The sequence below is a fragment of the Providencia rettgeri genome, assembly GCF_023205015.1.
In the GTDB taxonomy this organism is placed as follows: Bacteria; Pseudomonadota; Gammaproteobacteria; order Enterobacterales; family Enterobacteriaceae; genus Providencia; species Providencia rettgeri_E.
This window is the reverse complement of the sequence record NZ_CP096258.1, coordinates 2,521,683-2,536,112: the sequence shown is the minus strand read 5'-3', so window position 1 is coordinate 2,536,112 and position 14,430 is coordinate 2,521,683. Positions and strand designations below refer to the sequence as shown.

At 37.3% G+C, this 14,430-nt stretch carries 15 protein-coding genes; 7 read left to right on the top strand and 8 right to left on the bottom strand.

What is annotated here, in order from left to right; all coding sequences use genetic code 11:
- Positions 1–24 precede the first annotated feature (24 nt).
- From M0M83_RS11615 to M0M83_RS11605, 3 genes are all read right to left on the bottom strand, one after another.
- Complete coding sequence (locus M0M83_RS11615; RefSeq protein ID WP_248466615.1) at positions 25–1,176, bottom strand: pyridoxal phosphate-dependent aminotransferase; 1,152 nt, start codon at positions 1,174–1,176, stop codon at positions 25–27.
- 253 nt (positions 1,177–1,429) lie between these two features.
- Positions 1,430–1,768, bottom strand: a complete 339-nt coding sequence (locus M0M83_RS11610; protein ID WP_125891166.1) for a hypothetical protein — start codon at positions 1,766–1,768, stop codon at positions 1,430–1,432.
- Positions 1,769–1,935: 167 nt separating this feature from the next.
- On the bottom strand, positions 1,936–2,157 hold the full coding sequence (locus M0M83_RS11605; RefSeq protein ID WP_213912603.1) for a HEAT repeat domain-containing protein: 222 nt from the start codon (positions 2,155–2,157) through the stop codon (positions 1,936–1,938).
- A gap of 284 nt (positions 2,158–2,441) precedes the next feature.
- On the opposite strand from M0M83_RS11605, the gene M0M83_RS11600 reads away from it, so the two are divergent.
- Positions 2,442–2,819 carry a hypothetical protein gene (locus M0M83_RS11600; RefSeq protein WP_125891164.1) on the top strand — a complete coding sequence of 126 codons (378 nt, stop codon included), beginning with the start codon at positions 2,442–2,444 and terminating at the stop codon, positions 2,817–2,819.
- Positions 2,820–2,871: 52 nt separating this feature from the next.
- On the opposite strand, the gene M0M83_RS11595 is transcribed toward M0M83_RS11600, so the two are convergent.
- Together M0M83_RS11595 and M0M83_RS11590 are read right to left on the bottom strand one after the other, a co-directional pair.
- The gene (locus M0M83_RS11595; protein ID WP_125891163.1) at positions 2,872–3,243 is read right to left on the bottom strand and encodes a hypothetical protein; all 372 of its coding nucleotides are present in this window, start codon (positions 3,241–3,243) and stop codon (positions 2,872–2,874) included.
- 382 nt (positions 3,244–3,625) lie between these two features.
- Positions 3,626–3,874, bottom strand: a complete 249-nt coding sequence (locus tag M0M83_RS11590; RefSeq protein WP_125891162.1) for a DinI-like family protein — start codon at positions 3,872–3,874, stop codon at positions 3,626–3,628.
- 573 nt (positions 3,875–4,447) lie between these two features.
- Here M0M83_RS11590 and M0M83_RS11585 point away from each other — a divergent pair.
- Both M0M83_RS11585 and yddG read left to right on the top strand, forming a co-directional pair.
- Positions 4,448–5,908, top strand: coding sequence for an alanine/glycine:cation symporter family protein (locus M0M83_RS11585; RefSeq protein ID WP_248466614.1), 1,461 nt, complete (start codon positions 4,448–4,450; stop codon positions 5,906–5,908).
- A gap of 186 nt (positions 5,909–6,094) precedes the next feature.
- Positions 6,095–6,994 (top strand): aromatic amino acid DMT transporter YddG, encoded by a 900-nt coding sequence (gene yddG / locus M0M83_RS11580; protein WP_282561351.1) that lies wholly within the window; start codon positions 6,095–6,097, stop codon positions 6,992–6,994.
- Positions 6,995–7,058: 64 nt separating this feature from the next.
- Here the strand turns inward: yddG and yidA are convergent, their stop codons facing one another.
- Positions 7,059–7,871, bottom strand: coding sequence for a sugar-phosphatase (gene yidA, locus M0M83_RS11575; RefSeq protein WP_125891159.1), 813 nt, complete (start codon positions 7,869–7,871; stop codon positions 7,059–7,061).
- Between the two features lie 225 nt (positions 7,872–8,096).
- Entirely contained in the window at positions 8,097–8,480 is a 384-nt protein-coding gene (locus M0M83_RS11570; RefSeq protein WP_125891158.1) for a helix-turn-helix domain-containing protein, read from the bottom strand.
- Between the two features lie 332 nt (positions 8,481–8,812).
- Here M0M83_RS11570 and mgrB point away from each other — a divergent pair, with 332 nt between their 5' ends.
- Together mgrB and M0M83_RS11560 are read left to right on the top strand one after the other, a co-directional pair.
- Complete coding sequence (gene mgrB, locus M0M83_RS11565) at positions 8,813–8,959, top strand: PhoP/PhoQ regulator MgrB (protein WP_248466613.1); 147 nt, start codon at positions 8,813–8,815, stop codon at positions 8,957–8,959.
- Positions 8,960–9,186: 227 nt separating this feature from the next.
- A complete protein-coding gene (locus M0M83_RS11560; RefSeq protein ID WP_125891156.1) occupies positions 9,187–10,551 on the top strand; it encodes an amino acid permease in 1,365 nt (454 codons plus the stop codon).
- 143 nt (positions 10,552–10,694) lie between these two features.
- Here M0M83_RS11560 and pagP read toward each other — a convergent pair whose 3' ends face one another.
- A complete protein-coding gene (gene pagP, locus M0M83_RS11555) occupies positions 10,695–11,270 on the bottom strand; it encodes a lipid IV(A) palmitoyltransferase PagP (RefSeq protein WP_125891155.1) in 576 nt (191 codons plus the stop codon).
- Between the two features lie 663 nt (positions 11,271–11,933).
- On the opposite strand from pagP, the gene M0M83_RS11550 reads away from it, so the two are divergent.
- Both M0M83_RS11550 and M0M83_RS11545 read left to right on the top strand, forming a co-directional pair.
- Complete coding sequence (locus M0M83_RS11550; RefSeq protein WP_248466611.1) at positions 11,934–13,490, top strand: YjjI family glycine radical enzyme; 1,557 nt, start codon at positions 11,934–11,936, stop codon at positions 13,488–13,490.
- Positions 13,462–14,328: a YjjW family glycine radical enzyme activase gene (locus tag M0M83_RS11545; protein ID WP_248466610.1), complete on the top strand. Its 867-nt coding sequence runs from the start codon at positions 13,462–13,464 to the stop codon at positions 14,326–14,328. The genes M0M83_RS11550 and M0M83_RS11545 overlap by 29 nt, the downstream gene beginning before the upstream one ends.
- The last annotated feature ends 102 nt before the right edge of the window (positions 14,329–14,430 follow it).

Genomic DNA, 14,430 nt, shown 5'->3' with positions numbered 1-14,430 from the left:
TTCTGGGTTTCTGGGGGACTTAATTTATACCCACCCTTTTTCATGGAATTGTTTTAGTATCACAACAAATTGCTGCATTTCCTCAGGGGTGCCTAGCGTTAATCTATTCCAGCCAATCGCTGGTGGAAATTCACGGCCAACCATTACATGTGCCTCTGCCATACGCTGCTGATAGGTTTTTACATCACCTTTGACTTTATGAAAAATAAAATTAGCCTGTGATGGAGCGTATTCTAGCCCAATTTCATTTAATGCCTTTTCCACAATTTTTCTCGATGTATTGTTAGATTTCAGGCTGTATTCAATAAAGGGTTTGTCCTTTAGCGATGCTATTGCAGCAACAGCTCCTGCTGTATTGGTGTTATCAATAGATAAAAACTCGTCTACAGCAGCAATAACGTCGGGAGTTGCAACACCATAGCCAACTCTTAATCCTGCTAAGGCGAAAATTTTTGAGAAGGTGCGTGTGACGATCAAGTTATTCTGGCCTTTTTTGACTAACTCAATGGCACTGATAAAGTCTGGGTCTTCAACAAATTCAGCATAAGCTTCATCAACGATAAAAAATGTGTTGTCAGATTTTTTACTCATCCACTTATCAAGCTGGCTGTGAGGTGTGATCATTGCCGTCGGATTATTTGGATTACAAATATAAACCATTGATAGACCGTTAAAATCATCAGCAGCTTGTTCCATTTTTTCTAAATCAAATGATAGATCGGTTTTTAAAGGCACTTTCGTTATCGTTATATTCAATGGCAGAGAATAAAGTTCTGCATAATTGAATGTTGGATCAGGGGTGACTAATTGAATTTTTTTACCGAGTTTATTTGCTTTAGCAGCTAACATGGCAACAGCAGCTTGAATGGTTTCAGATGAACCATTACCTATGCTGATGTGCTTATCAGACAAATTGTAGAGCTCACCAATATTCTGCTGTAATTCAGCACGAGCATCATCAGGGTAGCGAAATGCATTAGGTAATGCCTTGATGATAGCTTCTTTAGCATTTTCGGACATCCCTAATGAATTTTCATTGAAATTCAATAGTAATGGGTGTTTTTCACTCGGCAAGACAATGTTATTATTTTGTGCAACTGCATGATTAAACAATGAGTTAAGTGCAAGCCCACCTGCAACTAATGATGTGGATTTAAGAAACGAACGGCGATCCATAGTTATTCCCTAAAGTTATTATTATTGAAAGTAATAGATTACTTAAAATCAACCTAAAGTAAATAATTATTTACTTATTATGACTAATTATTCGCATTGGTGGTGTGGGATTTATGTGTTGAAAATCTATTTATTGAAAACATGAAGGGAGAACGTGTCATGCTAAGGTGGTGGAGGGCAACTCATTGGGGTATAGCATTATTGAGGACATATAAATAAAAAAAGGGTAGTGTTTTTCTACCCTTGGTAAAGATTACTGGCCTTGTGCAGGGACATTAGGTGTAATTTCTACAACTGCAACTTTAACCATATATTGTTTACCATTTTCTCCTTTAGGCACATCTGCAGCAATTTTTTTCAGTGTTTCATCTGGTTGAGCTGTTTGAATTGATGTCGAGTATTGCATCATTCCACGGTGACGATTTGCATAATTAGAGTGGCGATAATTATCGCAAGGCCTATCATTATATTGGTGTTGGTTTTGGTATCCGCCACGGTGCCATGAACCATTACCATCCCCTGGGTAAGCGAGCGTCGAAAAGCTAATAGCGATTAAACTCGCACTAAGAATTAATGGCTTTAATATATTCATGAGATATCTCCTTTAGATATTTGTTAATTATCATTCTGCCATTGTAATTAATTAATTCAATTGTATTTACTTATCTAAATGAACAAATCATAATTCAGCCACTTTTATTTCATTATTTCCTCACAATGAAAATAATTTGTTAATAAAATGAGGTTAACGTTAAGTTATTATTTTTCATTGAAGAATTTAGCGAGTTTGCTGATTGATATAATTGATGCAACAGCAATGTCTTTATTATAGTCATCACATAAAACAAGTAGCCTATCGATGGCGGCGTCTTGTTCAATTGAACAAATATAATCGCCCAATGCATTTATCGCCGCTATTTTAACATCATTGTTGTTTCCATGAGTCAAGTTAACAAGATTTTTAACGATTTTTTCTTTCATAAAAATATATTAAATCAGTTTCATAGTATAGAGGCTATTATAAAACTAGCTAAGAAAATAAAAAATGTTTTTTTTATTAATGCTAAGTTAATAAATATAAATAAAATCAATATTGATAGGTGTTTTTAGTCAATTATTAGGATTGAAAAATAACCGTTATAATCTATTATCAATTGGTTAGGGTGAAAACTAAACAGTTGAGGCAAAAGCTCAAATTGTTTACTCAAATTGATATAATACATTTATACTAAGTGAATTAATCATAATATAGGAAGGGTGATGCGTTGAAGCGTATAAAAACAAAATTATTGATAGTATTGCTATTGGCTTTAGGCGTATTTGCGTACCATTCTTATACGAGTATTGGTGATTCAGATGTCAAAAATGAAGCTCAAAGCATGGTGGAAAAGAAACTCAGCAACGCATCTGTGGTTGAGTTTAGTGATGTGGAAATAGTACAAAAAAGTGAATTTAAGGAAGGGGAAAGTTATCGGGTTTGTGGTTTATATCGTCTACCTTCCCAAGAAAATTCGCTGCCATTTGTTGCGAATGTAAGTATTAAAGATGGACGTCTTTCTGAACATGGGCAACTGATTATCAGTGAAACACCTGAATTACAATTTTCGATTGAACAGTTGTGTGTTAAAAAACAAACTAATTGATAAAAAAGCGCTCAAATTTTAGTTTGAGCGCTTTTTACTCGAAAATTAAATCTTAAGATTTATTCAAAAGAAGTTCAGTTTGGATTTTACAAGCTGAAACAGAGTCATTTAATGATTTATTGAAATCAGCTTCATTAGCAAACTTAGATTTATTGCTGCGTACTGCATCAATCGCTGAAGTTAGATTTTCGCGTAAGTCTGACTCAACAGTCGCTAATTGCTTGAGGTCGACATTTTCACTTTTCAGTTTAGCAATGGTTGCTTGGGTTAACTCACTGCTAGTTTTGTCAGTGCTGTATGCTTCACTTAGTGCTTGACCTGTGATTTCGCAATAATCGTTGGCTATCTCACTAATATTTAATGGGGCATTATCAGCCATAACAAGGGCTGGGGTCAGGCAAAAAGCCAGTAATAAACGCTTCATAGTCATACCTCTATTTTGCACTCAATGAATAATAACTCTATCTAGTATTAGAGAAATACTATAGCAGATTAGGCCTAAAACGGGGATATCGAATGGGTTTTTAGCATGATTTCATAAAAAAGAGCCAGTATAAATACTGGCCGCTATAATTAGCAAAAGCAATGTAAATGAAAATTACGTTATATACATTACCATATAACGGTTAAAGGTAAAGCAAATTTGGCTTGTTTTGAGGATAGTTAAGTTTAAGTATGATCTTGATCAGACTTTGAGTAAATATTGAGGTGGAAACGTTATTGAAATACGAGAGGAATATTACAAATAACCAGCTAGAGCTATGCAGGCTCACGGCTGGTTTTATGAGTGTAATTTGATAAGGAAATTACTGTTTTAACCAATGGCCATGTTTTAAGACATCTTCGACAAGTTCATGTAAAACAATATGTACTTCGTTATCATCATGAAAGCCTTTAGTTTGAAAAGTCGTTGGGCCATTATCATGAGTGATCAATAGATAGCTGCCAGGATAGACTTCCAAAACACGTGCTTTCAGCTCAGCAGTGAAAGCATCATATGATTTTTCAGAGAACTGAGAAAGTGCCTCATCAGATAACTTGATATTAATTTCCATGTGTTAACCTCTTGCCTATAAATTTATTAGGTTCAGTTTATTGTTAAGTGAAAGCATAAGCAATCATCTAATTAAGACGATTGTAATTGGATTAATTTGTTGTTGTGCATTAATGTACGCATTGATGCAATACTTCCAAATAATGAATTAAATAAAAGAAGTATTATAAAGTTTTTAGTTAAAGGATAGGCTAATTAAAAGTAGGTATATGAAATGAATAATGAGTTTTTATTTGTTCAATTAACTGATTGGTTAAAATAAACGCGACAAATCAATCATTTGATTTACTTCCCATGGAATGTTGAGAAGATTTGCCATGGTTAGTTTTTTCAAAGGGTTATACGTGTTCTTTTGTAATTATGTAACATATTTCTATTAAAATTGAATGTAGTTAATGATTAATGAATCGAAAATTAATTTACATTAAAGATAAAAAAATATAATTTCTGATAATCATATTAAGATGAGTTGGCTCTTGCTAGCTAAACTCCTTTTCTGGAGTTGTGATGTAAATGTGAGTATTTAATTTTCGATTGGTTTTTATTAATCGTTTTAATAAAAAAGGAGTGTAATTTGATAGAATTTATAAACTCAATAACTAATTTCATTTGGGGTTCTTTACTTATTTATTTATTACTGGGAGCTGGTCTATATTTTACGCTTCGATCTGGTTTTATTCAAATTAGGCATTTTGGCCACATGTTTCGTGTTTTAAAAAACAGTAAACAATCTGATAGCGCAGGTATTTCATCTTTTCAGGCATTATGTACAAGTTTAGCGGCTAGGGTTGGTACAGGAAATTTAACCGGTGTAGCAATAGCCCTAACAGCAGGCGGACCTGGAGCTATTTTTTGGATGTGGGTGGTTGCGTTATTGGGAATGGCAACCTCTTTTATTGAATGCACTCTAGCACAGTTATACAAAACCAAAGATGATAAAGGAAATTATCGAGGTGGGCCGTCATATTATATGCAGAAAGGCTTAAACCAGCGCTGGATGGGCGTGTTGTTTTCAATTTTCCTAATTATTGCCTTTGGTTTAGTATTTAATGCAGTACAAGCGAATTCGATTGCTCAAGCAACCGCGGTCGCCTTTGATTTCAATCCAATTTATGTTGGCATTGGCTTAGTTTTATTAAGCGGGGTCATTATTTTTGGTGGATTGAAATCCATTGCGAAGGTTGCTGAATTAGTTGTTCCTGTTATGGCGTTGGCCTATTTGCTATTGGCATTTTGGGTTGTTGGGCACCATATTGAACGATTACCTGAAGTTTTCATGCTGATAATCCGAAATGCGTTTGGTCTACAAGAGGCGGCTGGCGGGGCTGTTGGTTATGGTGTTGCTCAGGCGATGACACAAGGAATTCAGCGAGGATTGTTCTCTAATGAGGCAGGGATGGGGTCCGCACCAAATGCAGCGGCATCGGCAGCACCTTATCCTCCACATCCTGCATCACAAGGGTATGTACAGATGCTTGGTGTTTTTATGGACACCATCGTTATTTGCAGTGCGACAGTAATTATTATTTTATCCTCTGGTGTTTTAGAAAGTGGAATGGAAAATATTAATGGCATTGAATTAACACAACTTGCACTTTCTTCTGCTGTCGGTAGTTGGGGAAGTACGTTTATTGCGATAGCTATCTTCTTTTTTGCATTCACATCAATTATTGCGAATTATGCATATGCTGAAAGCAATATGATTTTTTTAGAGAACAATCATACGGCTGGTTTATTTATTTTCCGTTTAGCTGCATTGGGTATGGTGATGTTTGGTGCTCTTGCTGAAATGCCATTCATTTGGAAACTTGCAGACTTATCGATGGGTCTAATGGCGATAACTAATCTAATTGCGATCCTTCTATTATCGGGTATCGCTTTCAAACTTGCTAAAGATTATAACCAGCAATTAGTTGCAGGTAAAATACCGACTTTTGATATTAATCAGCACCCTGAATTAAAGAAACAGTTTGAGGAGGGGATATGGGAAAAAGAAGAAGTTGATAAATGGATTGAGAAAGAAACATCTCGCTAATACAAAATTTTAAATCATAAAATTCTTAGGTGAAAGCCTGAGAATTTTTTTATGAAATATTATCAAGGTTTAATAAGAATAAACACTTGTTTTATAATTCTTTGAGCTATAAGGTTTTTTAAGATGGTGAAATAAATGTATTATCACCATATATATCATTTTCTAATTTAAATAGCCGAGAGAGTTATGAAATTGAATCAGTACGCCGCAACGCTGTATGGAGTTATTTCAATCTTATTGTGGAGCACAATGGTAGGACTGATCCGCAGTGTAAGTGAAAATTTTGGGCCTGTTGGTGGTGCAGCATTAGTTTATACGGTCGGTTCATTGGTATTAGTACTTACCATGGGAATGCCAAAAATAACGAAATATCCTAAACGCTATTTGCTTTGGGGAACAATACTGTTTGTTAGCTATGAAATTTGTTTTGTGCTTGCATTAGGTTTAGCCAATAGCCGGCAACAAGCGATTGAGCTGGGTATGGTGAATTATTTGTGGCCAAGTTTTACTATCGCACTGGCTGTATTTTTTAACCGTCAACGTTTCACTTTATTATTGGGTTTAGGGCTGGTTTTAGCTTTTATGGGGCTGATTTGGGTAATTTCAGGAAATCAGCCATTATCGGTACAAACTATTTTAGTGAATATTCAAAGTAACCCACTGAGCTATTTTTTAGCTTTTATCGGGGCCATTGTTTGGTCGTTCTACAGCAATGTAACCAAACGTATTTCTGGTGGTCATAATGGCATGGTATTATTTTTTATCATGACCTCTATCGGGTTATGGATACTGTATTTTTTCAGTACACCGACACCATTTATTATCACTAGCCAAAGCCTGTTATTATTACTCGTTGCTTCAATTGCGACTGGTGGCGCGAATGCATTGTGGACATTTGCGGTTATTAAGGGCAATGTGGCGTTTTTAGGAACGCTTTCTTATTTTACCCCAGTTATTTCGACAGCATTCGCGTCAATATTGTTAAGCACGACACTAACATTAAGTTTTTGGCAAGGTGTGTTAATGGTGACCATGGGGTCGGTCATTTGCTTTTTAGCGACTAGGCAAAAAACAATAAGCGGCTAAAAGTGGCAGCGTAGATGAGTGCAGGCGCTGCCATGGGATCATGTTGATAGTAAATCTTTTGTGGTTATACATTAATAAATTTATTGATGGCCACAGCAACACCATCTTCATCATTGGTCGTAGTGACAAATTTAACCATTTGGCGAATGGGTTCTAACGCATTGCCCATTGCGACAGAAACACTGGCATATTGCAGCATTTGGATATCATTATTTTGGTCACCAATACTCATGACTTTATCCGGTGTAATACCCAACTTTTCACAGATATATTGCAACGCAGTCCCTTTATTCGCAGTTTTATTTGAGACCTCAAGGAAATAGGGGCTTGTTCGGGTTAAAGCGTAATTGTCGAAAACATTCTCTGGAATATAGCTGATACCAATATCTAATTTTTCTGGATGGTCAATTATCATAAATTTAGTAAATTCTAGAGACGAGTCCATTTCATTAACGGGGCAATAAATAAGCGGAGTGTGCGTTAAATAGGCATCTGCGACCGTATAGTGGCTAATATGGCGGTTAGCTGTGAACATGCAATTATCCGCAAGAGCATGCATATGAACCCCAACATTTCTTGCGAGTTCTTCAAAATATTGGAAGTCAGCGAAATCTAACAAATTTTCTGCGAGATGGCTGCCATCACTGGCTTGGTGAATGACACTGCCATTATTACTAATACAATAATTATCAGTTGTATTTAAATCTAATTCACGCAGGTAGGGGGATATACCAGAAAATGGCCGGCCTGAGGCTAAGATAATATGAACACCTTTTTGCTTAGCTTGCGTGATAGCCTCTTTTACGACGGGAGATATTTGGTGTTGAGAGTTAAGTAATGTGCCATCTAAATCAATGGCGACCAGTTTTATTGACATCCAATGCCTCCTAAAATTCGTGCTTTCTGTCAATACCTTACTCTAATTATTCAGAATGTAAATTATACAAATGGTTATAATTTTAGTTGCAATAGAATAATGTGTGTTTGATGTGAAATTGAACAGAATATAAAGCAGGAACTCTGTTCAATAGTTAAAGGTCGAAATGACAATGTTTTATGGCATTAATATATAAATCAAAAGGTTAATGCAGCTAAAATATTCTCACTCATAATCATGAATTAGGTGAAGCGGTTGCTTAACATCTAATTGGATTTGGTCATTCTGCCTAAAATCAAATGGTGTGATGCCATATTCTTTGCGGAACATATAGGTAAAGTGGGATTGTGATCCAAAACCAAAATCCAGTGCAATATCGAAAATGGACTGGTTACTATTACGGAGTAAATTGACCGCGCCAGCAAGGCGGCGTTGGCGGATGTATTTACCCAGTGAAATCCCGGTGACTTCTTTAAAAATTTTCTGCATATGCCAAAGTGAATAGCCTGAATAAGCCGCGAGCTCTTCTAAGTGGATCACGCGGCCTAAGTGTTCTTCTATCCATTTACTCAAAGCATAAACAAGTGCTAAGTGGTTATCTTGTGGCATCTCAAATGTTTTCTAGTTTTACGGTAGCAGAAGTATACACAACTTCATTTCATCATGACAAAGGCTGCTTGTGCGGTATTTCTCATTTTTAGGGCAAAAAAAGCACAATCAGAATAAGTTAGTAATCAATAGCACCAAAAATGAGCAAATTTTTGTAAAAAGAGGTGAATCGCATATTTTCCTCAAATTTGATGCTCTAAATTAGAGTACTATCTATTTTATTAACGCATTATCTGCAATGCCATAAATGGTACCAAACATAAAATGGCAGCACTTCAATATTGTAATCATTTGAAAAATAAAATCATCATAGAAATATGAAGGAATTGTCAGTGTTTGGTCGTAAATTAATTATTGCTATAAGTACAGTTTTGGCTTGTATCTTTTTCTATCTTTTAGCGATGGATAACCTGTGTGATCAGGGAGGCGAAAACTTTATTTTTGGTATTTGTCGTGTAACTGCCTTGTTACCATTTTGAATTTGCTTTTTAATGCTCAATCCATGATATTGAGTCAGGGTAGCCATCCTGCGGTATCATTTTGCTATGTGATAAAAAAATAATGAATAGCATCTGCTTTTGGGGCGTAAAATATACTGAAAACGGCACCAGAAGAATGTAGTGTTAATAAGAAAATTCAAATAAACTTGTGTCATTATCATTGTTTGGGAAGATAAAAACAAGTAAGGGGACGAAAGGGTAAAGTTATGGCGCAACAGCAACAGACGCTAAAGCGGGGATTAAAAAACAGGCATATCCAATTGATTGCATTGGGAGGCGCTGTTGGTACAGGGTTATTCCTCGGAATAGCAACAACCATACAAATGGCAGGGCCATCAGTTTTACTGGGTTATGCGCTGTGTGGGTTTATTGCTTTCCTGATTATGCGTCAGTTGGGCGAAATGATTGTTCAGGAACCTGTCGCAGGTTCGTTTAGCCATTTTGCATTTAAGTATTGGGGTGGTTTTGCCGGGTTTCTTTCAGGCTGGAATTATTGGTTTATGTTTATTCTCGTTGGGATGACAGAGCTGACCGCTGCAGGTAAATATATGCAACATTGGTGGCCTGAGCTGCCTATATGGGTGTCTGCCGCGGTGTTTTTTGTTGCGGTAAATGCAGTTAACTTGATTAATGTACGCTCTTATGGAGAAACTGAGTTCTGGTTTGCATTAATTAAAGTTATTGCCGTCGTTGCGATGATTATTTTTGGCTGCTACTTATTACTCAGCGGTCATGGCGGCCCACAAGCGAAAGTGAGTAACTTATGGGAGCACGGCGGTTTCTTTGCTAATGGCTTCAATGGGCTAATAATGGCGTTAGCTATTATTATGTTTTCATTTGGGGGGTTAGAGCTGGTCGGTATTACCGCGGCAGAGGCAGAAGACCCAGATAAAAGCATTCCAAAAGCGATTAACCAAGTTGTATATCGTATCCTAATTTTTTATATTGGCTCATTAGCGGTACTGTTAGCTTTATATCCTTGGGTTGATCTTGATGGCGAAACAAGCCCATTTGTATTAATTTTCCATGAATTAGGGGACTTACTGGTTGCTAATTCGTTGAACGTTGTCATTTTAATTGCTGCATTATCTGTGTATAACAGCGGGGCTTATGCGACAAGTCGTATGTTGTATGGCTTGGCACAACAAAATAATGCGCCTAAATTTCTTGCAAAAGTGAATAAAGGTGGCGTTCCAGTTATGGCATTACTTGTTTCAGGTATTGCGACGTCTGGCGGTATTTTAATTAACTTTGTGATGGAAGGTAAAGCTTTCGAATTGTTAATGTCATTGGTTGTGACAACGTTAGTTTTGAACTGGATTATGATTTGTGTTTCAAATTTGAAATTCAGAGCAGCAATGAACAAGCAAGGTGTCGAAACGAAATTTAAGAGTATTTGGTATCCATTTGGAAACTATTTGTGCTTAGCATTCTTACTGTTAATTTTGGGGATTATCCTGACGATGGACGGCTTGCGCATTTCCGTATTAATTATGCCATTATGGATAGCGGTTCTGTGGATTGGGTATCAATTCTCAGGGGCTAAAAAGCAGGATTTAGCTAAAAGCTAACAACTCAGTTAAATTTAATTTTTTCTTATAATAAAAAGGCCGGTAGGGTATTCCCTCCGGCCTTTTTATACAGCCATGAAATTTTATACAGCCATGAAATTTTATATAGCCATGAAATTTTATATAGCCATGAGATGGCTAGGTCACCATTGCCAACGTAACCAAGCGAATAACACGTTGCCGTTATTATAAGTCCCCGGAATGTAAGTGGCTTGCAGTGAAAGTCTATCATATTCCACTGATACCAGAGGGAGTGGTGCTGGGATCGGAATATAATACATATCCTTACGGGCAGTGACACCTAGAGTGAAGCCTGCTCCCATACGGAAGCCATCAATATCTCCCGGGATCCACATTTTTTGGAATGCATAACCCGCAATTGGCTCCCAATCATTATGTGAATCTTTAAATGCCATTGCATAGATAGCATGCCAGTCATTGTCTTCATCATAACGATATTTACCAAAGCCCAGCCCCCAAGGGCGCTCGTTATATTCATCTGTTTTTTTCTTGTCGTACATTGCACGGTTGTGCCAAGTCACCGCGGGGATATATAGCTCATATTTGTCTGAGTCCCATGTGGTACTGACATTGCCTTTAAATTTATCCCATAAATTTTCCGATTGCTCTTGAGCAATGGCAGGCGATGATATGCAGATTGAGGTGCTCATGAGTAACGATGCACCTACGGCCAACTGTATGTTTTTATAAACTCTCATTGTAAATCCAGTTTTGTATCGCAGATATATAAATGATGATTAGCTCGCTAATAATTATCAGATTAGCATTATTATTATAATTTTGAGCGGAATTATTTTAATTAAGATACATATAATATAACAGTATTTATCACATAATTGAGGATAAAAACTGGCTGGTCATATTAGAACCGTTTAATTTTGCCTGTTTTTATGTGGGATAACCGATTATCTGATTAAATAATAACGTATCAAATTAGTTGTTGAATAGGCTAATACTCCTAAAGTAGCTGATAACAGACGAGGTGTTTCATTTTCAGGTTGGATAAGACAGTTTTTTGATGAGAGAAAACGAGATGGATTTTTAAAAAGATAAGAAAAATAAAGTGCCATTCATTATTTTTGTAGTTAACATTATGTAATAAAAAGATATTTTTCATTATCTAGGTGATTGTGACTAGGCATGTTGATAGAGCAGACATTTATGAAAAATAACGTGCAAGCAAATCCAAAAAGTATGATGCACATCAAATAATGGCACGCCTCAATGGGATGAAATAAATGCTATAGGCGGCAGGTATGAGCTGCGGCATGTCAATACAGGTAGGAGCGAGTTTTCGAAGGTTTATGGCATATACATTGCTGTGTGTAACCTTAGCTTCTAACTAAAAAAGGAACGTCTCTATGATGAAACGCCAAGAACCACTGACTGAATACCAAGCTAAATGCTTGGCTATCGCCACTGACAAAATATTATCACCAAAACAAAAAGCCAATTTTTTAGCGGCAGAGGCAGATAGCCATATTCCATATCTTGCAATGAGCCAGCCCCTTGCTGATGCGTTAGATGAACGTGTTATTTGTGATATGTATGAAGGAAATGCGCCGTATAAGCCGCGTTATGTATTGCCTGACTATGTAAAATACCTCAAACAAGGCTCAGAATACTTAGAATTAGCCCCAGCTGAGGATTTTGATGACGCCCTTAATCATCTGATGATTTTGTATCATCACGTGCCGTCGGTAACCAATTTCCCCGTATTTTTAGGGTATTTAGATAGACTCCTTATGCCATATGTGGGGGAGTTGACAGAAGAACAACTGTATCCAAAGCTAAAAAGGTTCTGGATACAGCTAGACCGAACACTGCCGGATGCTTTTATGCATGCCAATATTGGGCCGGATGACAACGTTATTTGCCGCTTGATTTTACGCATTGATGCGGAACTGAAACAAGTCGCACCTAATCTGACATTTGTTTATCATCCACAGCGCACACCGGAGTCACTTTTCTTACAAGCGATTGAAAGCATTTGTGAATGCAGTAAACCGCATATTGCAAATGATATCATTCATCGTGCGGCATTTGATGAACAAGGTTACGGTATTGTCAGTTGTTATAATGCGTTGCCTGTTGCGGGTGGGGGAAGTACTTTAGTTCGTATTAATTTACGTGAAGTTGCGCTACGCAGTCAAAATTCAGCTGATTTTCTAAATGTGCAATTGAAAAAATATTGTGAGTTACAAATGGAACTCATTGAAACACGTAGCGCATTTTTATTTGAGGAGTCTAATTTCTTCCAAACCAGTTTTTTAGTACAAGAAGGGTTAATTGAGCCTGAACGTTTTGCGCCTATGTTTGGTATATACGGTTTAGCAGAAGCTGTGAATCTCCTGATGGAAAAAGACGGGGTGAAAGGCCAGTATCAGGCAAATTCGCCTGCCTTGCCATTGTCTTATCAAATCAGCGAGCAACTCGCTAATTTTGTTGAAACGACCCCCGTTAAATATGGTTATAAAGGCCGTGCGATGCTCCATGCTCAATCAGGGATCAGCTCGGATATCGGGACGACACCGGGGGCTCGTATTCCATACGGTGAAGAGCCCGATCCGGTGTCACACATTCAAGCGGTAGCTCCCCATCACAAACACTATTTGTCTGGGATCAGTGACATTTTAACTATCGACGAAACGATTAAGCAGAACCCGCAGGCCCTAATGCAACTGTGTAAAGGCGCATTTAATTGTGGAATGCGTGAATTTACCGCAAATGTGGCAAGTAATGATTTAGTCCGTGTTACTGGCTATATGGTGCGTTTATCAGATATAGAGAAATATAAAGAGCAAGGTTCTAGAAGCAATACTACCTGGTTAGGTGAAGAGGCGACTAAGAACTGTAAAATTACAGCCCGTCAGCAGCGAGTCATCAGCAATGAGCAATCGATGCGCTACACTGAATAAGGTTATTCCTTTTTCCTGCGTAGATGGGCCGGGTAATCGACATGTTATCTTTTTGCAAGGTTGCAATTTACGTTGTTTGAATTGCCATAATCCATATACCATGGCGCTCTGTGACCATTGTGGGGACTGTGTTTTAACCTGTCCTCACAATGGGTTATCGTTTGTTGACGGCAAGGTGATATGGGATAGCGATGCTTGCCAGCTCTGCGATACCTGTTTACAAACGTGCTCTAAGAATTCAAGCCCGATGACCGTATCATTAAGTGTTAATGATGCCGTTAATGATTTGAAGAAAAATGTTGCTTTTCTGAATGGTGTAACCGTCAGTGGCGGAGAGGCAACAACACAATTACCCTTTATTATTGAACTGTTTAAAGCGATTAAAGCGGCACCGGAACTCAAGCATTTAACCTGCTTTATTGACAGTAATGGGCACCTTGCTTCTGCAGGGTGGAATAAAGTGATTGAGTATACTGATGGCGTAATGATTGACTTGAAATCATGGGGTGATGAGTGTGCCTTAAGATTAACTGGGAAAGATAACCAACGTGTATTTCAATCAATTCAATTTCTGGCTCAAGCGGGGAAATTGTATGAATTGCGTTTATTATATATTCCTCATCAAACGGACTACCTAGAACATATTGATAAACTTGCTAATTTCTTAAATCAACTACCTGCAAATACACGAATAAAAGTTAATGCATTTCAGCAACATGGCGTAAAAAATGAAGCGGTTAACTGGCCTGCGGCAACCCAAACGGAAGTAGAGGCATTTGCTCAACAGTTACAATCGCGAGGCGTGGGTAATATTCATTTGCCTAATGTGTACTTATAAGCCATGCTGATTTTTCCTTTGTGAGATATTCCCTCTTTTTATCTAAGTCATTAAAATTCATTCACTAACCGCTGGCATTTGTTAAATGTTATGAGACAATCA